Annotated in this window: 19 protein-coding genes and 1 pseudogene; 15 read left to right on the top strand and 5 right to left on the bottom strand. The window is 66.4% G+C overall.

Translation table 11 applies throughout. The features are described 5' to 3' along the window. Positions 1-88 precede the first annotated feature (88 nt). The 3 genes from pheS (at position 89) to lepA (ending at position 5,465) form a co-directional block, all read left to right on the top strand. Complete coding sequence (gene pheS, locus OJF58_RS14330) at positions 89-1,189, top strand: phenylalanine--tRNA ligase subunit alpha (protein WP_300778340.1); 1,101 nt, start codon at positions 89-91, stop codon at positions 1,187-1,189. Then, positions 1,186-3,582 carry a phenylalanine--tRNA ligase subunit beta gene (pheT, locus tag OJF58_RS14325; protein ID WP_300778339.1) on the top strand — a complete coding sequence of 799 codons (2,397 nt, stop codon included), beginning with the start codon at positions 1,186-1,188 and terminating at the stop codon, positions 3,580-3,582. Before pheS ends, pheT begins: the two co-directional genes overlap by 4 nt. 80 nt (positions 3,583-3,662) lie before the next feature. Then, positions 3,663-5,465, top strand: coding sequence for a translation elongation factor 4 (gene lepA / locus OJF58_RS14320; protein WP_300778337.1), 1,803 nt, complete (start codon positions 3,663-3,665; stop codon positions 5,463-5,465). A 129-nt stretch (positions 5,466-5,594) separates the two neighbouring features. Here lepA and OJF58_RS14315 read toward each other — a convergent pair whose 3' ends face one another. The 3 genes from OJF58_RS14315 to OJF58_RS14305 all read right to left on the bottom strand — a co-directional run bounded on the left by OJF58_RS14315 (position 5,595) and on the right by OJF58_RS14305 (position 8,776). Continuing rightward, positions 5,595-6,116 (bottom strand): OB-fold domain-containing protein, encoded by a 522-nt coding sequence (locus tag OJF58_RS14315; protein WP_300778336.1) that lies wholly within the window; start codon positions 6,114-6,116, stop codon positions 5,595-5,597. Positions 6,117-6,136: 20 nt separating this feature from the next. Next, positions 6,137-7,393, bottom strand: coding sequence for a hypothetical protein (locus OJF58_RS14310; protein ID WP_300778334.1), 1,257 nt, complete (start codon positions 7,391-7,393; stop codon positions 6,137-6,139). Positions 7,394-7,588: 195 nt separating this feature from the next. Further along, complete coding sequence (locus OJF58_RS14305; protein ID WP_300778332.1) at positions 7,589-8,776, bottom strand: aminotransferase class V-fold PLP-dependent enzyme; 1,188 nt, start codon at positions 8,774-8,776, stop codon at positions 7,589-7,591. Between the two features lie 222 nt (positions 8,777-8,998). Between OJF58_RS14305 and OJF58_RS14300 the strand changes: the two genes are divergently transcribed. Continuing rightward, positions 8,999-10,171: an FAD-dependent oxidoreductase gene (locus OJF58_RS14300; RefSeq protein ID WP_300778330.1), complete on the top strand. Its 1,173-nt coding sequence runs from the start codon at positions 8,999-9,001 to the stop codon at positions 10,169-10,171. 44 nt (positions 10,172-10,215) lie between these two features. Here OJF58_RS14300 and yghU read toward each other — a convergent pair whose 3' ends face one another. Beyond that, entirely contained in the window at positions 10,216-11,091 is an 876-nt protein-coding gene (gene yghU / locus OJF58_RS14295) for a glutathione-dependent disulfide-bond oxidoreductase (protein ID WP_300778329.1), read from the bottom strand. Between the two features lie 113 nt (positions 11,092-11,204). On the opposite strand from yghU, the gene OJF58_RS14290 reads away from it, so the two are divergent. Continuing rightward, positions 11,205-12,854: an AMP-binding protein gene (locus tag OJF58_RS14290; protein WP_300778328.1), complete on the top strand. Its 1,650-nt coding sequence runs from the start codon at positions 11,205-11,207 to the stop codon at positions 12,852-12,854. On the opposite strand, the gene OJF58_RS14285 is transcribed toward OJF58_RS14290, so the two are convergent. Further along, entirely contained in the window at positions 12,855-13,715 is an 861-nt protein-coding gene (locus OJF58_RS14285; RefSeq protein ID WP_300778326.1) for a LysR family transcriptional regulator, read from the bottom strand. A gap of 257 nt (positions 13,716-13,972) precedes the next feature. Here OJF58_RS14285 and OJF58_RS27155 point away from each other — a divergent pair. The 10 genes and pseudogenes from OJF58_RS27155 to ccoS form a co-directional block, all read left to right on the top strand. Continuing rightward, positions 13,973-14,221 (top strand): annotated as a pseudogene (locus OJF58_RS27155) (XdhC family protein); the annotation flags it as partial. After that, positions 14,222-14,848: an XdhC family protein gene (locus OJF58_RS14280; RefSeq protein ID WP_300778324.1), complete on the top strand. Its 627-nt coding sequence runs from the start codon at positions 14,222-14,224 to the stop codon at positions 14,846-14,848. Between the two features lie 515 nt (positions 14,849-15,363). After that, complete coding sequence (ccoN, locus tag OJF58_RS14275; protein ID WP_300778322.1) at positions 15,364-17,016, top strand: cytochrome-c oxidase, cbb3-type subunit I; 1,653 nt, start codon at positions 15,364-15,366, stop codon at positions 17,014-17,016. 4 nt (positions 17,017-17,020) lie between these two features. Then, on the top strand, positions 17,021-17,752 hold the full coding sequence (gene ccoO / locus OJF58_RS14270; protein ID WP_300778320.1) for a cytochrome-c oxidase, cbb3-type subunit II: 732 nt from the start codon (positions 17,021-17,023) through the stop codon (positions 17,750-17,752). Positions 17,753-17,754: 2 nt separating this feature from the next. Next, on the top strand, positions 17,755-17,934 hold the full coding sequence (locus OJF58_RS14265; RefSeq protein WP_300778318.1) for a cbb3-type cytochrome c oxidase subunit 3: 180 nt from the start codon (positions 17,755-17,757) through the stop codon (positions 17,932-17,934). A gap of 1 nt (position 17,935) precedes the next feature. Then, positions 17,936-18,814, top strand: a complete 879-nt coding sequence (gene ccoP / locus OJF58_RS14260) for a cytochrome-c oxidase, cbb3-type subunit III (RefSeq protein ID WP_300778316.1) — start codon at positions 17,936-17,938, stop codon at positions 18,812-18,814. A gap of 38 nt (positions 18,815-18,852) precedes the next feature. Continuing rightward, a complete protein-coding gene (locus OJF58_RS14255) occupies positions 18,853-19,035 on the top strand; it encodes a hypothetical protein (protein WP_366526771.1) in 183 nt (60 codons plus the stop codon). Continuing rightward, positions 19,032-19,847, top strand: a complete 816-nt coding sequence (locus OJF58_RS14250; protein ID WP_300778312.1) for a DUF2189 domain-containing protein — start codon at positions 19,032-19,034, stop codon at positions 19,845-19,847. Before OJF58_RS14255 ends, OJF58_RS14250 begins: the two co-directional genes overlap by 4 nt. Next, on the top strand, positions 19,844-22,093 hold the full coding sequence (locus OJF58_RS14245; protein ID WP_300778311.1) for a heavy metal translocating P-type ATPase: 2,250 nt from the start codon (positions 19,844-19,846) through the stop codon (positions 22,091-22,093). Before OJF58_RS14250 ends, OJF58_RS14245 begins: the two co-directional genes overlap by 4 nt. Next, positions 22,093-22,323 carry a cbb3-type cytochrome oxidase assembly protein CcoS gene (ccoS, locus tag OJF58_RS27150; protein WP_366526770.1) on the top strand — a complete coding sequence of 77 codons (231 nt, stop codon included), beginning with the start codon at positions 22,093-22,095 and terminating at the stop codon, positions 22,321-22,323. Before OJF58_RS14245 ends, ccoS begins: the two co-directional genes overlap by 1 nt.

The following is a 22,323-nucleotide window of genomic DNA, read 5'->3' as shown; positions in this document are numbered from 1 at the left end:
CGAGAGGCGCAACGGATAGAAATGATAAAGAGGGAGCCTGGACCGCAGGCTCCCTTTTTTCGTGTTCGGTTTCGAAGGTGGGCGAAGGATGGACGATCTGTCGACGATTCGCAGCGAGGCGCTCGACGCGGTGGCCGGCGCCGCCGATCTCAGCGCGCTCGACGCCGTGCGCGTGGCGGCGCTCGGCAAGAAGGGCAGCATCACCGGCCTGATGAAGACGCTGGGCGGGCTCGCTCCCGAGCAACGCAAGGAATTCGGCGCGCGCGTGAACCAGCTCAAGAGCGAAATCGAGGCCGCACTCGAGGCGCGCAAGGCGACGCTCGGCGCCTCGGCGCTGGCCGCCCGGCTCGCGTCGGAGAAGATCGACGTCAGCCTGCCGACCCGTCCCGAGGGACAAGGCACGCTGCATCCGATCGGCCAGGTGATGGACGAGCTGGCCGCCATCTTCGGCGAGATGGGCTTCACCTGGGCCGAGGGTCCCGACATCGAGGACGACTGGCACAACTTCACCGCCCTCAACATCCCGCCCGACCATCCGGCGCGGCAGATGCAGGACACGTTCTACCTGCCGCCCAGGGCCGACGGCACGCCGATGGTGCTCAGGACGCACACCTCGCCGGTGCAGGCGCGCACCATGCTCGACAACAAGGTGCAGGAGATGCTGGCGGGTGGCGGCTCGCTCCGCATCATCGTGCCCGGCCGCACCTTCCGGCTCGACAACGACGCTACCCACACGCCGATGTTCCATCAGGTCGAGGGGCTGGTGATCGACCGCACGACCCACATGGGCCACCTCAAGGGCTGCCTGGTCGATTTCTGCCGCGCCTTCTTCGAGGTCGACGACCTGCCGCTGCGCTTCCGCCCCTCCTACTTCCCCTTCACCGAGCCCTCGGCCGAGGTGGACATCGGCTGCTCGTGGAAGGGCGGCGAGCTTCGCATCGGGGCGGGCGATTCGTGGCTCGAGATCCTGGGCAGCGGCATGGTGCATCCCAACGTGATCGCCAATTGCGGCCTCGATCCAGCCACGTACCAGGGCTTCGCCTTCGGCATGGGGATCGACCGCATCGCCATGCTGAAGTACGGCATCCCGGACCTGCGCAGCTTCTTCGATTCGGATTTGCGGTGGCTGCGCCACTACGGCTTCTCGGCGCTCGAGTGGCCGTCGCTCACGCAGGGGCTCGGCCGATGAAGTTCACGCTCTCCTGGCTCAAGGAGCATCTCGACACGGATGCGACGCTCGCCGAGCTGCGCGAGCGGCTCACCATGCTCGGACTCGAGGTCGAGGAGATCAGCAACCCGGCGGAGACGCTCAAGGGCTTCGTCGTCGGCTACGTGGTCGAGGCGGTCCAGCATCCCAACGCCGACCGGCTGCGTCTCTGCAAGGTCGATACCGGCGCCGGCATCGTCCAGGTGGTGTGCGGCGCCCCCAACGCCCGCACCGGCATGAAGGGCGTGTTCGCGCCGACCGGCAGCTTCATCCCCGGCACGGGCATCACGCTGAAATCGAGCAAGATCCGCGGCGAGGCCAGCAATGGCATGCTGTGCTCGGCGCGCGAACTGCAGCTCGGCGACGACCATAGCGGCATCATCGACCTGCCGGCCGAGACCAGGACCGGCGCGCCGGCCGCCGAGGCGCTCGGCCTCGACGATCCGGTGATCGAGATCAAGGCGACGCCCAACCGCGCCGACTGCCTGGGCGTCCACGGCATCGCGCGCGATCTCGCGGCATCCGGCCTCGGCACGCTGAAGCCGTTCAGGGCCGAGCGCGTGGCGGGCACCTTCACGAGCCCGATCAAGTGGACTCACGGCTATCAGGCCAGGCCCGACAGCCCCTGCCCCATCGTGGCCGGCCGCTACTTCCGCGGCCTGAGGAACGGGCCCTCGCCCGACTGGCTCCAGCGGCGGCTGAAGGCGATCGGGCTGCGGCCGATCTCGGCCCTGGTCGACATCACCAATCTCGTCACCTTCGACCTCAACCGGCCGCTGCATGTGTTCGATGCCAGGAAGCTCGCGGGCGATCTCGTCATGCGCCAGGCGCGCGACGGCGAGACCATCCTGGCGCTCGACGGCAAGACCTACACGCTCGATCCCACCGTCGCAGTGATCGCCGATTCGAAGGGCGTGCACGGCATCGGCGGCGTGATGGGCGGCGAGGATACCGGCGTGCGCGAGGACACGACCGAGGTGTTTCTCGAGGTCGCCTACTTCACGCCGACCTCGGTGGCCGCCACCGGCCGCAAGCTCGGCATCCAGTCCGACGCGCGCTACCGCTTCGAGCGCGGCATCGATCCGCAGTCCGTGCACTGGGGCGTCGATGTCGCCGCGCGCCTGATCCTCGAGCTCTGCGGCGGCGAGGCAAGCGAGGTCCTGCAAAGCGGCGTGATGCCCGACTGGCAGAGGCGCTACACGCTGCGCCCCGATCGGGTGGAGACGCTGACCGCGATCGACGTGCCGGCGAAGGACGCGGCCGGGATCCTGACCAGGCTCGGCTTCGCCGTCTCGGGCAGCGGCCCGTGGACGGTGGCGGTGCCGTCGTGGCGTCCCGACATCGTGGGCGAGGCCGACCTGGTGGAGGAGGTCGCACGGGTGTGGGGCTTCGACCGCATTCCGGCGGTGTCGCTGCCGGCACTGTCGGCGACCTCCAGGCCGGTGCGCGATCCCTTGCAGCGGCGCGTGCCGCTCGCCCGCCGGGCGCTGGCCGTGCGCGGCATGAACGAGGTCGTGACCTGGTCGTTCCTGCCCTTGACGCAGGCCGAGCGCTTCGGCGGTGGCGGCGCCGATCTGCGCCTGCTGAACTCGATCGCGGCCGAGCTCGACACCATGCGGCCCTCGATCCTGCCCAACCTGATCGACGCCGCCGCCCGCAACGAGGCGCGCGGCCTGCACGATCCGGCGCTGTTCGAGGTCGGCCCGCAATACAAGGACGCAACGCCCGAGGGTCAGGCGCGCATGGCGAGCGGCCTGCGCCACAACATGGCGGTGCCGCGCAACTGGACCGGCCCCGCCCGCACCGTCGATGCCTTCGACGCCAAGGCCGATGCGCTCGCCGTGCTGGCGGCGATCGGCGCCCCGGACAATCTCGCGACCTACGCCGGCGCGCCGGACTGGTACCATCCCGGGCGCTCCGGCGTGCTGAAGCTCGGCGACCGCGTGATGGCGCATTTCGGCGAGCTGCACCCCGAGCTCGTGTCGGCCGCCGACCTCAAGGGTCCGGTCGCGGCGTTCGAGGTCTTCCTCGACGCACCGCCGCTTTCCAAGGCACGCGCGACCAAGGCGCGGCCGCGGCTCGTGCTCTCGCCCTTCCAGCCGGTGGAGCGCGACTTCGCCTTCCTGGTCGATGCCGGTGTCGAGGCGGAGAAGCTGGTGCGGGCGGCGCGCAATGCCGACAAGGTCATGATCTCGGCTGCGCGCGTGTTCGACGTCTACGCCGGCAAGGGCGTGCCCGAGGGCAAGAAGTCGCTCGCCATCGCCGTCACCCTGCAGCCGATGGAGCGCACGCTGACGGATGCCGAGATCGAGGCGGTGTGCGACAAGATCGTGGCGCAGGTCGCCAAGGCAACCGGCGCCGTGCTGCGTGGTTAGAATCTTCCGGACCGCGCGCTTCCAGCGCGCTCATAACGATGAAGAGCACGCAAGATGCGCGCGGTCCAAAAGAGTATGAAATGACCGATCTGTCGTTGATCCGCAATTTCTCGATCATCGCCCATATCGACCACGGCAAGAGCACGCTGGCCGATCGCCTGCTGCTGCGCTGCGGGGCGGTGAGCGAGCGCGAGTTCCACGACCAGATGCTCGACTCCATGGACATCGAGCGCGAGCGCGGCATCACCATCAAGGCGCAGACGGTGCGGCTCGACTACCCGGCCCGCGACGGCAGGACCTACGTCCTGAACCTGATGGACACGCCGGGCCATGTCGACTTCGCCTACGAAGTGAGCCGCTCGCTCGCCGCCTGCGAGGGCTCGCTGCTGGTGGTCGATGCGAGCCAGGGCGTCGAGGCGCAGACGCTCGCCAACGCCTACCATGCAATCGAAGCCAACCACGAGATCATCCCGGTCCTCAACAAGATCGACCTGCCCTCGGCCGAGCCCGAGCGCGTCTGCAGGGAGATCGAGGACGTGATCGGCATCGACACGTCCGACGCCATAAAGGTCTCGGCCAAGACCGGCCTCGGCATCGACGACCTCCTCGAGGCGATGGTGAAGCGCCTGCCGCCGCCGGCGGGCGACCGCGACGCGCCCCTGAAGGCGCTGCTGGTCGACAGCTGGTACGATCCCTATCTCGGCGTCGTCACCCTGGTGCGCGTGAAGGACGGCGTGCTGAAGAAAGGCCAGCGCATCCGCATGATGGCGACCGGCGCCGCCTACGACCTCGACAAGGTCGGCGTCTTCACGCCCAAGCCCAGGGACGTGGCCGAGCTGGGGCCGGGCGAGGTCGGCTTCATCATCGCCGGCATCAAGACCATCGCCGACTGCAAGGTGGGCGACACGATCACCGACGACCGGAAGCCTGCCACCGAGATGCTGGCCGGCTTCAAGCCCTCGGTGCCGGTGGTGTTCTGCGGGCTCTTCCCGGCCGACGCCGCCGAGTTCGAGACGCTGCGCGAATCGCTCGGCAAGCTCCGGCTGAACGACGCCTCGTTCCATTTCGAGCCCGAGACCAGCGCGGCGCTGGGTTTCGGCTTCCGCTGCGGCTTCCTGGGGCTGCTGCATCTCGAGATCGTGCAGGAGCGGCTGGAGCGCGAGTTCAATCTCGACCTCGTCACCACCGCGCCGTCGGTCGTCTACAAGGTCCGGATGACCGACGGGACGGAGACCGAGCTGCACAACCCGGCCGACTATCCCGACCCGGTCAAGATCGAGAGCGTGCAGGAGCCGTGGATCAAGGCCACGATCATGACGCCGGACGAGCATCTCGGCGCCGTGCTGACGCTGTGCCAGGAGCGGCGCGGCCAGCAGGTCGAGCTCACCTATGCCGGCACGCGCGCCATGGCGATCTACCGCCTGCCGCTCAACGAGGTGGTGTTCGACTTCTACGACCGGCTGAAGTCGGCGACGCGCGGCTATGCGAGCTTCGACTACGAGATGGCGGGCTACGAGGAGAGCGAGCTGGTAAAGCTCACCATCCTGGTGAACTCCGAGCCAGTCGATGCGCTCAGCATGATCGTGCACAAGAACGCCGCCGAGAGCCGCGGCCGGGCGCTGTGCGAGCGGCTGAAGGACCTGATCCCGCGCCAGCTCTTCAAGATCGCGATCCAGGCCGCGATCGGCGGCCGCGTGATCGCGCGCGAGACGATCAGCGCGCTGCGCAAGGACGTGCTGGCCAAATGCTACGGCGGTGACATCAGCCGCAAGAAGAAGCTCCTGGAGAAGCAGAAGAAGGGCAAGAAGCGCATGCGCCAGGTGGGTGACGTGGAGATCCCCCAGTCGGCCTTCATCGCCGCGCTCAAGATGGACAGCCGGTAGGGCGGAGACTTCTCACGAACTTCTCGCCCCGGCGAGGAGCCTCCGATGCCGATGGCATCGGCATTCGCGGCCCGTTTGTCGCTTCGCCGCGTTGCCCCATTCGTGGGGTAATACGATACCGCGCGGCCGTCACTCTTGCGGGTAACGCCAGGGCGAGGCCGGTTGGGAGGCGCCCTCGTCGAGGGTCCATTGGGGCAGGGCGAGGCCGGGCGCCACATCGGAGAAAACCATGCGGACGCGCGTTCCGATGCCGACGCGGCGGACCATCTCCGGCGGCGCCAGTCGGCCCTGCGGCGTCACCAGGTTGCCGACCACGCGCAAGGCTTCATGCTCGCCGGGTTTGCCCCTTTGCGTGTCGAGGTCGACGAGAAGAACGAGATAGGGCGTGTGGTTCCTGAAGGCCGGCTGAATGGCGTGGTGGACCTCGGTGTAGGAGTGAACGGCGCCGCGGCCTTCGACCGCTATCCATTCCGACTTCGGACTGGCGCACCACGGGCAGGCCGTGGTGGGCGGATAGCGCAGCAGGCCGCAGGCGCCGCACCGCTGCAGGTGGAAGTCGTGCGCCGCGCAGTGCTTGAAGTACGCCAGGTTCTCGACGTCGAGATCGTTGATGTCCAGCGGCATGCCGAGGTAGGTGGCCTGGATCGCCATGGTGTCGTCTCCCCCTCTTCTCAGTCGCGCCGCATGACCATGGCGGAGCCGGTGCCGGGATTTGCCCAGCCGAGATTGGCGGTCAGCTCGCAGTTCCTGACCTGGCGGCAGCCGCCTTCGCGATAGTCGTAGGTGTGCCGGCGCCGGCCGTCCGGTCCCACCGGACAGGAATCGTCGGCGTCGTGGCGCAACTGCCGCACGTTCTCGATCACCATGTTCAGCCCGTGCGTATAGCCCTCGCACAGATGGCCGCCGCTGGTATTGTTGGGGCGCCGGCCGCCCAGGCGGATCGTGCCGTCGCTGACATAGTCGCCGCCTTCGCCTTTCTTGCAGAAGCCGTAGTCCTCGAGCTGCAGCATCGTGGTGAAGGTGAAGGCGTCGTAGGAGCCGGTGGCATCGATGTCCTCCGGCCCGACACCGGAATTGGGCCACAGGATCTCGCGGGCGTAGTGGCCCGCGACCGTCGAGACAGGGCCGTGCTGGTAGTGCATGTCCATGCGCGGCTTGCTGCAGCGGCCCACGACGCCGCGGATCAGCACGCGCGGATGGCGACAATCGCGCGCCCGCTCGGCATTGGTCACGACGATCGCCGTTCCGTTGTCGGTCTCGACGCAGCAGTCCAGGAGATGCAGCGGCTTGCAGATGATGCGGCTTGCGAGCACGTCGGCGACCGAGACCCGCTTCCGGTAGAACGCCTTGGGGTTGTTCGAGGCGTGCTCGCTGTGAATCGCCTTGACCGCCGCCACCTGCTCGGGCCGCGTCCCGTAGTCGTACATGTGGCGCATGAAGGTCGGGCTGAACATCTGGCCCGCGCTCTGCCAGCCGTAGGCGCGGCTGTGCAGCATATCGCCGGAGACCGGCGCCGCCGCCCTCGCGCCGGTACCGCCGATGCGAACCTGCGAGAAGCCGTTCATCGCCCGAAAAATCACCACCACCTTGCACATGCCGGCTTCGATCAGCCCCATCGCCAGCCCGACCAGCGCTTCGGTGGAGGAGCCTCCGCCGAACACGTCCATGTAGAAGTTCAGCCGCATGCCGAGGTCGCCGGCGATGAAGGGCGCAAAGGTCGAATCACCGGACTGATAGGACAGCATGCCGTCGACGTCGGACGGCTCGAGACCCGCATCCTCGATCGCATTGCGCACCGCCCACGTGCCCAGCGCCCGCGTGGTCATGCCGGACCCCCGCATGTAGGCCGTCTCGCCGACGCCGACGATGGCGTACTTGTCGCACAGATGTTTGGGGCTGGTCGTGTCGGTCTCGTTCGGCATCGTCATGGCATTCTCCTGCTTCGATTGCGCCGACTCCGGGCAGCAGCCTCGCATTTCGCCGAGCTCTATTGAATTGCCGGACTATTCCGATTTCGAGATGCGGCCCGTTGCCGAACGGCCTGGACGACATCGCGACGAGCCTCCCGCCCCGACTCGCTCGCGAAGTTCGCCGGTGCAGGAATTGCAGCGACCGCGAGGGCGCTACGGCTCGACCTGCTCGCCCAACCAGTCGATGGCGGCCTGCACGCCGCCCTTGCCGTGGGGAACATCGAGGGCGGCCAGGGCAACCTCGATCACGCTCAGTGTGCCGAGGATCATGGGCGCGTTCACATGGCCCATGTGGGCGATGCGGAAGGCCTTGCCGGACAGCTCGCCGATCCCCTGCCCCAGCGTCACGCCGCATTTCTGCTGGCAGTAGGCGCGCAGCGCCTCCGGATCGCGCCCGCCGTTCATCAACACGGTGGTGACGGTGTCGCTGCGCTCGCCCGCCTCGATGATGTTGAAGCCGATCGCCTGCCCTTCGGCCCACACGCCAACGGCGCGGCGCACCGCCTCCGCCAGCAAGCGATGGCGCCGGAAGGCGTTCTCGAGACCTTCCTCGAACAGGAGGTCGAACGCCTTGCGCAGGCCGAACAGCAGATGCTCGGGCGGCGTGCCGGCATATTTCTGGTAGTGCTGCTCGCCCTCGCGATCGGTCCAGTCCCAGTAGGGCGTGCGCAAGCCGGCCCTCCTGTGGGCCTCGCGGGCGCGGTCGTTGGCGGCGACGAAGCTCAGGCCGGGCGGCGTCATGAGCCCCTTCTGCGAGCCCGACATCGCGACATCGACGCGCCAGGCATCCATCTCGAAGGGCATGCAGCCCAGCGACGCCACGGTATCGACCATCAGCAGCGCGTCGTGGCGAGCGGCGCGCATCGCCTCGCCGATGGCGGCGATGTCGTTCACCACGCCCGAAGCGGTGTCGATCTGCGCCACCAGCACGGCCTTGATGGCGCCCTTCTTGTCGGCCTTGAGCCGCGCCTCGACGTCGGCCGGCCGCACGGCGCGACGCATGTCGCCTTTCAGGATCTCGACCTCGACCCCCATGCGCCGCGCGCTCTCGCCCCAGCCGATGGCGAAGCGGCCGCTCTCCAGCACCAGGATCCTGTCGCCCTTGCTGAGGACGTTGGTGAGGCTCGCCTCCCAGGCGCCGTGGCCGTTGGCGATGTAGATATAGGTGCGACCCTTCGTCCTGAACACGCGCGCGAGATCGGCGAGCAGGCTGTCGGTCAGCGCGAGCAGAGGACCGGAATAGATGTCGACGGCGGGACGATGCATCGCCCCCAGCACCTCGTCGGGCACCGTGGTCGGTCCCGGGATAGCCAGAAACTCGCGCCCTGCACGCACACTCATCTTTATTCCTCCGCGCGCCGACGGCGCTCTGGTTGTGCCGGCGCAACGCCGCGCCCTCGGGATTGTCCCGACAAGCTACTACAATCGGGGACAAGCCTTATCGCCAGCATACCTGAATTTGATTGATGGCGGCCCCGACCTCTTTTGCGCATTGCGGCGCCGTTCTCTCCGCCTCGACGATATGGTTGATAGGGAGCGGGCCGCGGAACGAGGGATCACGAGATGCGGACGCTGAATCGGCGGGCGCTGCTGGCAAGCGGAGGCTTGCTGGCCGGATGTACGAGTCGCGGGCGGGCGGCCTTCGAGGCCATGCCGCCGCTCGTGCCCATCCGCGCCCGCGCGGATCGGATATTCGACATCGCGGTCTGCTTGCGGCCGTTCCGCGCCGCCGGACCGAGGCTGGATGCCGAGCGTGTCGGCAACACTCTCGTGGTGCACAACTACGGTCACGGCGGCAGCGGCTGGTCTTTGTCGTGGGGCTCGAGCGCCGTGGCGGTGCGCAAGGCGATGGCCAGCAGCCCGCGCGAGGTCGCGGTCATCGGCTGCGGGATTCTCGGGCTCACTTCGGCGATCCTCGCGCAACGGGCGGGCGCAAAGGTCACGATCTACGCCCGCGAGCAACTGCCACAAACGCGCTCCGCCCGGGCGACCGGCGCGTGGACGCCGGACTCGCGCATAGCGCTCGCGGACGCGGCGCCACCGGCGTTCGCGGCCTTGTGGGAAGAGATGGCGCGCACGGCGTTCAAGATGCACCGGAACTATCTGGGCCTTGCCGGCGATCCGGTCGAATGGACCGACTTCTACTCCGTCGTCACCGACCAGCCGTCGAACAGCGGCTCCGCGCCGGCGCAGGCCCTCGACTTCGCAGAATACCATCGCAGCATCGCCGACCTGCTGCCGAAGGCGCGCCGGCTGTCGCCCGACGCGGCGCCGTTCCGCGCCGCGGCCGTGTATCGCAGCGAGAACATGATCTTCAACATCGCCGACTACGGCCACACCCTGCTGAACGATTTCCTCCTCGCCGGCGGCCAGATCAGGCATGCGCACTTCCACGCACCGTCGCAGATCGCCGCCTTGGGCAAGAGCGTGGCGATCGACTGCACGGGCTACGGCGCGCGTGCATTGTGGAAGGACGAGACCGTCACGCCGGTGCGGGGGCAGATCGCGCGGCTGATCCCGCAGCCGGCGGTACGCTACGGGCTGTCGTACCGCCACGTTTTCATCGTGCCGCGGCGCGACGGGATCGTGGTCCAGGCCGTCGAGGGCGGCGACATGAAGGGCTTTGGCGACGCCAACGAGACGATCGACCGCGCCGAGGCGGACCGCGCGGTGGCGACGCTGGCCGAGCTGTTCTCGCCGGAACACTGGCGCGGAACTCTGCCCGCGACAGCGTAAGCCGCCTGAAACACCTCGCCGACGCAGCGAGCGCCTGCCGGGAACTACTTCGCCGCGACCAGCTTGTCCTGCGTCCTCAGCTCGAAGTCGCTGGCGTCGTGGCGTTCATGAAGCTGGTTCGCGGGATCGCCCTGGAAGCGGTTGACGATGCGCCCGCGCCGCACGGCCGGACGATCGCCGATGGCATCGGCCCAGCGCTGGACATGCGTGTAGTCCTTCACCGACAGGAACTCGCCGGCGCCGTATAGCAGCCCCTTGGCCAGGCCGCCGTACCAGGGCCACACCGCAATGTCGGCGATGGTGTAGTCGTCGCCGGCCAGATAGCTGCTTTCCGCAAGCCGTCGATCGAGGACGTCCAGTTGCCGCTTGGCTTCCATCGCGAACCGGTCGATGGCGTATTCGATCTTCGTCGGGGCATAGGCATAGAAGTGGCCGAAGCCCCCGCCCAGATAGGGCGCGCTTCCCATCTGCCAGAAGAGCCAAGACAGGCATTCGGCGCGCCCGGCGCCGCCCTGCGGCAGCAATGCCCCGAACTTTTCGGCGAGATAGAGCAGGATCGCGCCGGACTCGAACACACGGATCGGCGCGCCTGCGCTGCGATCCACCAGCGCCGGAATCTTGGAATTCGGATTCACCGCCACGAAGCCGCTGCCGAACTGCTCGCCCTCGCCGATCCGGATCGGCCAGGCATCGTATTCCGCACCGCGATGGCCAAGCGCCAGAAGCTCCTCGAGCATGATGGTCACCTTCTGGCCGTTCGGCGTTCCGAGCGAATAGAGCTGCAGGGGGTGGCGGCCCACCGGCAGCTCCTTGTCATGGGTGGGACCTGCCGTCGGACGATTGATGTTGGCGAAGCGGCCGCCGCTCGGCTTGTTCCAGGTCCAGACCTTGGGCGGCGTGTAGTCGGATGAGCGGTCCATTCTTTGTATCCTCTGCTGGCGTTGCGCTTGGCGGGCCATCCTATCTTGCCTGTAGCGATGTCGCGCGCCTCGCGACACACTTCAACGCGGGAGGAGGATGGAGATCACGCACCATGAAGGAAGATCGGCAACGCCGGTTCGGCGACCTCGCAGACGATATCGCGGCCCGCCTGCCCGACCGCGAGGGGCTGGTGTTCGGTGCAGCCCGCCATACGTTCCGCGAGATTGCGGCGCGCATCGACGACGCCGCGCGTCGCCTGATAGCGGCTGGCGTCAGACACGGCGAACATGTCGCCCTGTGGCTCAACAACAGCGACGACTGGATCTTCATTGCCTTTGCCGTCCAGAAGATCGGCGCTGTGCTCGTGCCGATCAACACGCGGTTCCGCGCGCGGGATCTTTCGTACGTTCTGGCGCAATCCGACAGCAGCTTCCTGATCACGCATGATCGTTCGGGCCCCGTCGATTATGCCGGCATGGTGCGCGAGGCCATCGCCTTGCCGGCCTCCGGCGACGAGGTGCAGGATTCTCGCTATCCATTGCTGAGACGCGTGATCCTGCTCGGCCCGTCGCCACGGACCGGAACGGTCGACTGGGCCTCGCTGGCCGAGCCTGCCCGGCATGTCGCCGCCGACCATCTGGCGGCCCGTGCCCGGGCGGTCGATCCCGGCGCGACGGCGTTCATCATGTACACCTCGGGTACGACGGGGTTTCCCAAGGGCGTGGTGCGCACGCACGAGCTCATCCGCAATGTCGAGGAACGGGCGTTCAGGATGGCCATCACGCCGAACGACACTATCCTGAACTATCTGCCGCTGTTCCACGCCTTCGGCCTGTCGGAGGGAGCGTGGATGTCCATGATCACCGGCGCCCGGCAGATCGTGACCCGCGGCTTCGATGCCGAGGAGAGTCTCGACCTGACCGAGCGGGAGCGCGTGACGATCGTCCACGGCTTCGAGGCGCACATGAAGGGGCTCGCCGAGGCGCAGGAGGCGCGCCCGCGCAACCTCTCGAGCCTGCGCACGGGGATCTTCGCGGCCGGCATGCTGAGCGCCACGCCCGTCGTACGCCGCGGCATGCGGGCGCTGGCGCCGCTCAGGAACCTGTCCGGCTTCGGCATGACCGAGACATGGCTGGGCGTCGCGCTGTCTTCGCTCGACGACGACGAAGCCCATCGCTGCGAGGCATCCGGCTGGCCGGGGCTCGGCTACGACCTGCGAATCGTCGATGACGCGAGCGGCGAGGTCCTGGGGCCGGGCGCGCTGGGCGAGCTGCAGGTGCGGGGCCGCGCGGTGATGAAGGAGTACTACAGGAAACCGGCCGAGACGGCGGCCGTCTTCACCCGCGACGGCTGGCTGCGCACGGGCGACGCGGCCATGTGGCTCGCCGACGGCTGCCTTCGCTTCCTCGGCCGCTACAAGGACATGCTGAAGGTCGGCGGCGAGAACGTCGACCCGATGGAGACCGAGGCCCTGCTCCTGGAGCATCCCGACGTGCAGCAGGTGGCCGTGGTCGGCCTGCCGGACGAACGCCTGGGCGAAGTCGCGGTGGCCTATGTCGAGCGCCGAGCGGGCGCCACGATCGGCGCCGACGACGTGCTCGGTCACTGCCGGGGCAAGGTCGCAAGCTTCAAGCTGCCGAAGCACGTTGTATTCGTCGAGGCCTTCCCGATGACGGAATCGGGCAAGATCAGGAAGGCCGACCTGCGCGAGGATGCCAGGAAGCGGTTCGGAGTCCCCGCGTTAGACGCGGCCGGCGGCTGATCATGCGGCTGGGCGCGTCCGAGCGCCGTGCGCGACTGTCTTCAATCCCTGCCGCACCTGGTGAATGACATCGCTGTCGCCGTGCCCCGCGTAGACCGCATAGGCCGAATGGGAGAACTCCGGGGCATCCGTCACGCGATAGAGGCGACCGTCCCTCAAGAACGGTTGCACGGTGCCGACGCGGAAATATCCGCAACCGCCGACCGTGAGAAGATATGTGAGGGCAAGCGGCCCCAGTGAGATCGAGATCGGCGGACTGCCCAATTCCGGAAACGCCGTCTGGTGATTGGCCGCGAAACTCTGGCCCCATTCGACATAGACATATTGCTCGGGCGTCAACTTGCAGTCTGCCGACGTGGTCACCAGGACGAGCTTTTCCTCGAGAAGCAGTTCGGTCACGAGGTTCGGCCCAGTCGGCGGATGGTAGAGCACGGCGAGGTCGAGAGAGCCGTCCTGCACCCGCGCGAGCAATTGAGCGGGATTGTCCACCTCGGCACGCAGGGCAATCTCGGGGCATTCGCGATGCATCCAGATCAGCCAGTCGGCCAGCAGGGGGTGCCACAGGCTCAGTTCGCCGCCGACACTGACCCCGTCTTTGCGGCCGGGAGGGAGGGCCACCTGCTGCCTTGCCCGCTCCCATACCTGGATCATCATGGTCGCATGGCGGACCAGGCGTTCGCCTGCGGGCGTCAGTCGCGCGCCGGCCTTGTTCCGGACGAACAGCCTGCGCCCGAGCAAATCTTCCAGCTTGCGCACGCGCGCGCTGACAGCGGTCTGGGTAATGTGAAGACGCTCGGCCGCCGCGAGGAAGCTTCCGGTCTGGGCAATTTCGAGGAAGGTGCGCGCCTGGTCGAGGTCCATTCCTTCATATGAATAGATTTGCATTTAAATGACAATGGAGCGAGTTCGGCAGCATCGGAGGAAACGCTCTCGAAGTCGCTCATTTTGGCTACTTTCTTTCGCCCCGCGGCGGCTCGTCCGCGCGCAGGGCCTCCGCAACGGCAATTGCTGTGGCTAGGTTCACAACAAAAATATTGCACTGAATAGAGCATTAATTTCATTTGTACGACGTGCAACGACACACAAGATAAGGACAACCATTCTTGGAAGTGTCAGCAATGAGCGAAGGCGCGCGACGATTCGAAAGGGCAGATGTTCTGGGCATGACGGCCGAGCTCATCGCCGCGCGGCGTGCCTTCGCCCTCGCCATCGTTGTCGAGGCGCAAGGATCGACGTCGGCGCGGCCCGGCGCCAAGGCCCTGTTCGACGCGAAGGGAGCGGCGATCGCCGGATGGGTAGGCGGCGGCTGTGCAGAATCGGCCGTGGCGCACGCCGTCCTCGAGTGTCTCGGAACGGAAACCCCGCGGGTGATCGATATCGATCTCGACGACGAGGTGCTCGGCGCCGGCATGCCCTGCGGAGGCAGCATGAGAGTTTATGTCGAGCCGGTCGTTCCTCGCCCGACACTGTGGATTCTCGGGCACGGGCGCATCGCGGAATGCCTGTCCCATCTCGGCGCCTTGATGTCGTTCGACGTGATCGTCAACGATCCGATGGCCAGAGCCGATCGATACCCGGATGCCTCGCGGGTGATCGTCGACGATTCCGCCGACTACGACAGTCTCAAGCCGGACGCGCGCGATTTTGTCGTCATCGCCACCCAACACCGAGGCGACCACGAATCGCTGCAACGTTTGCTTGCCAGTGACGTCGGCTACATCGCGCTGATCGCCAGCCGAAAGCGGACAGGTCTCGTGCTCGACTATCTTCGCGACGCGGGATTCGATCAGCAGGCGATCAGCCGGATTCGCGCGCCGGCCGGCATCGAGATCGGTGCGCGCACCGCCGAGGAAATCGCTCTCTCGATCGTGGGCGAGATGGTCCTCGTTCGACGCTCCCGAGCGGGCAAAGGCAAGGCTCGGGACAGCGGCGGCAGCGAATCTCTGCCGGACGCTGAAGCGAGACGGCCGGCGACGCTCTCGATGGTCACCTAGCTGTCCCCGATCGACCGCGCGACGTGTGGCCGGGGTCGAGCGCCAGCAATCGGCCAAGCGTCCGCTTCGGCCTCACCAGATCCGCAAGCGTATGTCCGTCGAGCGTGGCAAGAAATGCGCTCGTCGCGTTGCACAGGGCGCTTCGCACGACGCAACCGCCCTCGATACGGCAGTAGCCTTTGCTGCTCTCCATGCATACGCAGCCTGATGGCAGCAGATGGAACAGCAGCGGAATCCCTGCCATGCGATCAGTCACCCAAGTTTCCATCGCCAACGCCTCGGCTCACGAGCGAGGCGGCGTCGACGCCTTCTCGACGCACCGTGCGATGCCGCTTTAACATTCAAACTACTTATATCTTTTAGCGATATGTCAACCTTTCTCTGTTGACTCCTGCGACGTTAAATGCCGATGGCGATCCTCTTTCTATCCTCTAGTTAAGCCGAACGCGCGGCGTCGCTGTCGTGGTGACCGGTGCCGACGATTCCGCGGGACCGGGGGTGTCACGGCAATGCGAGTGATTGCGACTCTCACCAGAAGCGAACGACTGTCGGCGCTCGTCATTCTTCTGGTCCTGTTCGCCCTCGGGCTGGCACTGATGGGAGCGGGACGGAACGATCCGCTGGGCGGGCACGGTGCACTCGTAATGGTTGTCGCGCTCGCGGCGACATTTGCGGTGATTTCCGGCTACTTCGCCCCGGAGCCGGACGAGCGACGTCTCGATCACTACTACGACGAGCCGAGCAAGATCGGTCTGGTGCTCGCGATGGCCTGGGCCGCCGTCGGGATGTTCTTCGGCGTGTGGGTGGCCGCGCTGCTGGCCTGGCCCGATCTCACCTTCGACGCCGGCTGGGCAAGCTTCGGGCGCATCCGCCCCGTCCACACGACCGGCGTCATCTTCGGCTTCGGCGGCAATGCGCTGATCGCGACCTCGTTCTACGTCATGCAGCGCACGTCGCGGGCCCGGCTGCCCGATCAGCTCAGCCCGCTGTTCGTGCTGTTCGGCTACAATCTCTTCTGCGTGCTCGCCGTGAGCGGCTACATGATGGGCATCACGCAGTCCAAGGAGTACGCGGAGCCCGAATGGTATGCCGATATCTGGCTCGTGGTCGTCTGGGTGGTCTATTTCGTCACTTACCTGCGCACGCTGGCACGCCGCAACGAACCGCATATCTATGTCGCGAACTGGTACTACCTGGCGTTCATTCTGGTCGTGGCGATGCTGCACATCGTCAATAATCTCGCCGTGCCGGTCTCCTTCGGCAGCGCCAAGAGCTACTCGCTCTTCTCCGGCGTCCAGGACGCGATGACGCAATGGTGGTACGGCCACAACGCCGTCGCCTTCTTCCTGACTTCCGGCTTCCTCGGCATGCTCTACTACTACATGCCGAAGCGCGCCGGTCGGCCGATCTATTCCTATCGGATGTCGATCATCAGCTTCTGGGGCATCACCTTCTTCTACATGTGGGCGGGCTCGCACCACCTGCACTACACCGCGCTGCCGCAATGGGTGCAGTCTCTGGGCATGACCTTCTCGGTGATGCTACTCGTTCCATCCTGGGTATCGGCCGGCAATGCGCTGATGACCCTGAACGGCGCCTGGCACAAGGTTCGCGACGATGCCGTGTTGCGCTTCATGATGGTCGCCGCGGTCTTCTACGGGCTCTCCACCTTCGAGGGCTCGTTCATGGCGATCCGGCCGGTCAATTCCCTGTCGCACTACACCGACTGGACGATCGGCCACGTCCATGCCGGCACCCTGGGATGGGTGTCGATGATCACCTTCGGCGCGATCTATGCGTCCGTGCCCTGGCTGTGGAAGCGGCCGACCATGCATTCGCCCCAGCTCGTCGAGGTGCACTTCTGGCTCGCGATCGCCGGGACCATCGTCTACGTCTTCGCGATGTGGAACTCCGGCATCATCCAGGGGCTGATGTGGCGGACCTACAATGACGGCGGCACGCTCGCCTATACCTTCGTCGACTCGCTGGTCGCCATGCATCCCTACTACATCGCCCGTACCGTCGGCGGCCTGCTGTTCCTGATCGGCGCGCTGGTCGGCTGCTACAATGTATGGATGACCATCCGCACCGCGCCCCGCGCCGCGGTCCGCTCGGGAGCCGACCAGCCGGTGCTCGCGGAGCAACCGCTCCTCCAGCCGGGAGAGTGAGGTCATGTTCGGATTCCACTATCGGCTGGAACGCAGGACCATCGGGCTCGTTCTCAGCATCGTCCTTGTCGCCAGCATCGGCGGCATCTTCGAGATCGCACCGCTCTTCACGATCCATCAGACCGTCGAAGACGCCCCCGACATGCGGCTCTACACGCCGCTCGAGCTGGCGGGCCGGAACATCTATACGCGCGAAGGCTGCTACGCCTGCCATTCGCAGATGATCCGTACCCTGCGCGACGAGGTCGAGCGGTATGGCCCCTACTCGCTCGCGGTCGAATCGAAATACGACCATCCCATGCTCTGGGGCTCCAAGCGCACGGGACCGGATCTCGCGCGCATCGGCGGAAAATACTCCGACGAATGGCACGTCGCCCATCTCGTAAACCCGCGCGACGTGGTGCCGGAGTCCGTCATGCCACGTTACACTTGGCTATTGGGAACAGCGCTGCGGACCGGCGACCTCGGCTCCCACCTGAGGGCGCAGCGCGCCGTCGGCGTGCCCTATACCGACGACATGATCGCGAATGCGGCCGCCGACGCCTACGCGCAGTCCGCGCCCGACTCGCCGCTCGCCGAGGGCGTGACCGGGCGCTATGGCGAGGCGACGACGGTGCGGGCCTTCGACGGCAATCCGGCCGAGCTTACGGAGATGGACGCTCTGGTCGCCTATCTGCAAATCCTAGGCCGCCTTACGGATGTCGCAAGCCGGCCCGCTCCTGCGGCAGGGGAATGATCGTGACCGTCGAGCACGACACTCTGCTATGGCTTTCCAAGTCGGTCGGGCTTTTCTATCTGATCGGCCTTTCCGCCGCCGTCCTCGTCTATGTCTACTGGCCTTCGAACAAGAAGCGGTTCGAGCGGGCTGCGAGGGCGATCCTGAACGACGAGGGCAGGCCCAGCGAAGGCGCAAAGTAAAATGGCGAAAGACGAACGCGACTCCCATACCGGGTATCTCACGACAGGGCACGAGTGGAACGGCATCACCGAGCTGAACACCCCCGTTCCACGCGTCATTTTCTTTTTCCTGATCTCGACCGTGCTGTTTTCCCTGGGGTACTGGGTGCTGATGCCGACCTGGCCGCTCGGCACGACCTTCACCAAGGGCATTCTGGGCGCCGATCAGCGCGCCGCCGTCAGCGAGTCGCTGAAGCAGGCGGCGCTCGATCGCGCGACCTGGACGAATCTGATCGAGAAGGAAAGTTATGCCCGAATCCAGGCCGATCCGCAGTTGATGGAGATGGTCCGCACGACCGGCCGAACCCTGTTCGGCGACAACTGCGCGGCCTGCCATGGGCGCGAGGCAAAGGGCGGGAAAGGCTTTCCGAATCTGACCACGAACGCGTGGCTGTGGGGCGGCTCGCCCGAGGCGATGGCCGAGACCATTCGCGTTGGCATCAATTCCAGCCATCCGGACAGCCGCGTGTCGCAAATGCCCGCGTTCGGACGAGATCGAATACTCGAGCGCCCGGACATGGAGAATGTTCTCGCCTACGTGCTCAGCCTCTCGAAGAGTGCTGCGTCGGACGTGCCCGCCGGCAAGGTCTCCTCCGGCAAGGCGCTGTTCGCCAGCAATTGCGCGTCGTGTCATGGCGACGATGCCAGAGGCAAGACCGACGTCGGGGCTCCCGATCTTACGGATGCGGTCTGGATCTACGGCGGTGACGCGGCATCGGTTTATACGACGATATGGGGCGGACGGCAGGGTCACATGCCGACCTGGGAAGCCCGGCTGTCGCCCACCGACCGCAAGATCCTCGCCCTATACCTCATCGACCTGCGCAAGACTGCGCCATGAGCACGACGACAACCAGACGCTACCTCGGGATGTGGCTCATGATTGCCGTTGGACTGGTGATCGTCGGCGTCGCCAACTGGCACCTGGTGAGCGTCGCGGTGACGTCCCAACCGGACTGCGTCACGCATCTGCGTGCCGGCGACGGCGATGGAACGAAAGGCCTGTACAGCGCGGCGCAATCGTCCTGCACGCCGGCGACGGGCCGAGTGGAGGCAAGATGAGGCAGCAAGATCGGCCTGTGATCATTCCGGCGGTCCTGCCGCCGTTGCCCCGCGACCGTCGGTGGAGCCGCAACCTGCCGGCGGGCGCGGCCGCAGGCTGGCTTCTCGAAGGGTGGAAGGACTTCCGGGTGCATTCCACGACCAGCCTCGCCTATGGCATGCTCGTCTTTCTGGTCTCGCTGCTCATTGTCGGAGGCCTGTACCGATTCGGGCTGGACTACATCCTGTTTCCCGCGCTTGCCGGCTTCATGGTGGTCGGCCCCATCATCGCGATCGGCCTCTACGAGAAGAGCCGACGGATCGCCGCGGGCGCACCGATCAGCTTGTCACGGATGATCTTCGTGCGCCCGCGATCCGGCGCCCAGATTCTTTTCACCGGTGTGCTCCTGTGCCTGCTGATGCTGCTCTGGATGCGGGCCGCGGTCATCGTCTATGCGCTGTTCTTCGGGCTGCGGCCGTTTGCCGGCCTGTCCCATATCTCGTCGATGCTGTTCTTGACGTGGACCGGCTGGGCGATGCTGATCGTCGGCACGCTGGTCGGTGCGCTGTTTGCGGCACTGTCATTCGCCATCAGCGCCTACTCGATCCCGATGCTGCTGGAGGAACGTGTCGATGCGCTCAGCGCCATGGGCACGAGCGTGGCGGTTGTCGGGCAGAATCTGCGGCCGATGCTGGCCTGGGGGGCAATCGTGCTCGGGCTCTTCCTGCTGAGCCTCGTCACCGGCCTGATCGGGTTGATCGTCGTCTTTCCCGTCTTGGGGCACGGAACGTGGCATGCCTACCGGGCGCTGAGGCCTGCCGCCGCGACATGAACGCGGCCGCACGCACCTCCCCGACGGCGGAGCCGGCGAGTCGTGCCGACGAGGTGTTGCTGGCCAGCCGGACCGTCGGTCCCGGCGTGCGGCAGACCGAGTTGTCGGTGCCGACCATCCATTGCGGCGCCTGCATTCAGAGGATCGAGCAGGCACTCGGCAGGCTGCCGGGCGTCGAAATGGCCAGGGTGAACCTGTCGACCAAGCGGGTGACCATCCGATGGCATGAGGGCGGCGCGCCGCCCCCCTTTACCGCGATCCTCGCCCAGCTCGGCTATCCGTCCCATCTCCACGATATCGCGGACGACCGCGAGGATGGCGCGCTTCGCGAACTCGTGCGCGCGCTCGCGGTCGCGGGCTTCGCGGCCGCCAATATCATGATGCTGTCGGTCGCGGTATGGTCCGGGGCCGACGTCGTCACGCGCGACCTTTTCCATTGGCTGTCGGCGCTGCTTGGTATCGTCGCGCTTGTTTATTCCGGGCGCATTTTCTTCCGCTCGGCGTGGAGCGCGCTGGAACGCGGGCGCACCAACATGGATGTTCCCATCTCGATTGGTGTTCTCGCCGCTTTCGCCATGAGCCTCTATGAAACCGTCCATCACGGGCCGCACGCTTATTTCGACGCCGCCGCCTCTCTTCTCTTCTTCCTGCTGATCGGCCGTACGCTAGACCACATGATGCGCGGGCGCGCCCGTCAGGCGGTCATGGGCCTTACACGCCTGGCGGCGCGCGGGTCTTTCGTCCTGGAATCGGACGGCACGCGAACATATTTGCCGGTCAATGAGCTGAAGCCGGGGATGACCATCCTCCTGGCCGCCGGCGAGCGCGTCCCGGTCGATGCCCGGGTGGTCAGCGGAGACTCCGAGCTCGATTGCTCGCTGGTCAACGGCGAAAGCGTGCCACGTCCGGCGATGGAGGGCGCCGCGCTGCAAGCGGGCATGCTCAATCTCAGGGGCCCCTTGACGATTGTCGCGACGGCGACGGCAAGCGATTCGTTCCTTGCCGACATGATCCGATTGATGGAGCAGGCAGAGGCCGGCCGGGCGGCTTATCGGCGGATCGCCGATCGCGCGGCCCGACTTTATGCGCCGGCCGTCCATTTGGCTGCTGCGCTGACTTTCGTCGGCTGGTTGCTGTCGACAGGCGACCTGCATCGGGCGGCCACGATCGCCATCGCCGTCCTGATCATCACTTGCCCCTGCGCGCTCGGCCTTGCCGTTCCTATGGTCCAGGTCGTCGCGGCGCGGCGCCTTTTCGAACACGGCATCCTGCTGAAGGACGGCGGCGCACTCGAGCGGCTTGCAGAGATCGACACCGTCGTGTTCGACAAGACGGGAACGCTGACACTCGGAACACCGCGCCTTAAGAATGGCGACGCTGTCGCTCCCTCGGCTTTGCGGATCGCGGCCGGGATCGCCGCCCATTCGAGCCATCCCTATTCCCGAGCATTGGCCCAGGCCATTGATCCTGCCCTGTCGGTCGCGATCACCTCGGCGGATGTCACCGAACACCCGGCTTGCGGTCTCGAGGCGCATCTTGACACCGGCATCTATCGCTTGGGACGACCGGCCTGGGCGCTTTGCGCGGACAGGAACGACGACGTGCCCGCAGCCGGCGTCGTGCTTGCACGGGACGGAGGCCTCGTCGCGTCGTTTCACTTCGACGACCAGATCCGCCCCGAAGCGGAACAGGCCGTGGCCGCACTGCGCGGCACAGGCCTGCCGATGGAAATCCTGTCGGGAGACCGGGATGAAGCCGTGGGACAGATCGCCGGCAAACTCGACATTCCTTTCCGTGCGAATGTCGCCCCATCCGAAAAGGTCACCCGCATCGCCGCCCTCGAGGCAAGCGGGCACAAGGTCCTGATGGTGGGTGACGGGATCAACGATGCACCAGCCCTTGCGGCGGCTCACGCCTCCATGGCGCCCGCCACCGCCGCCGACATCGGCCGCAGTGCCGCCGACCTGGTCTTTCTCCACAAGACCCTCCAGGCCGTGCCCGACGCGATCCGGATCGCACGCTCGAGCGGCATGTTGGTGCGCCAGAATCTCGTTCTTGCGATCGTCTACAATCTGTTCGCGATCCCGATCGCCGTCCTGGGCCTCGTGACGCCGCTCGTCGCCGCCATCGCCATGTCGCTGTCGTCGTTGATCGTCGTCGCCAATGCCCTGCGGCTCGCTCGTCTGCCGCCCGACCGACCGCACCGACACGCAACTTCTGTCAGGCTCGCCAGGGGCGCTGCGTAATGGCCGATTTCCTTTTCCTCGTCCCGGTCGCCCTGATATTGGGCGTCATAGGCCTCGCCGCCTTCATGTGGGCCCTTTCCAGCGGCCAGTACGACGATATCGAGGGTGCGGCCGAACGCGTGTTGTCGGACGACGACCAGCCCCTGCGACGTGCTGGCGGATCGATTGTCCTCCACCAGACCGTGCCCACCTCGACTGACAACCCTATCCGCACCGAGCGGCGCCGTTAG

The sequence above is a fragment of the Enhydrobacter sp. genome (assembly GCF_030246845.1).
GTDB lineage: Bacteria > Pseudomonadota > Alphaproteobacteria > Reyranellales > Reyranellaceae > Reyranella.
Note: the sequence above shows the minus strand (reverse complement) of the source record. Positions and strands in the feature narration are given on the sequence as shown.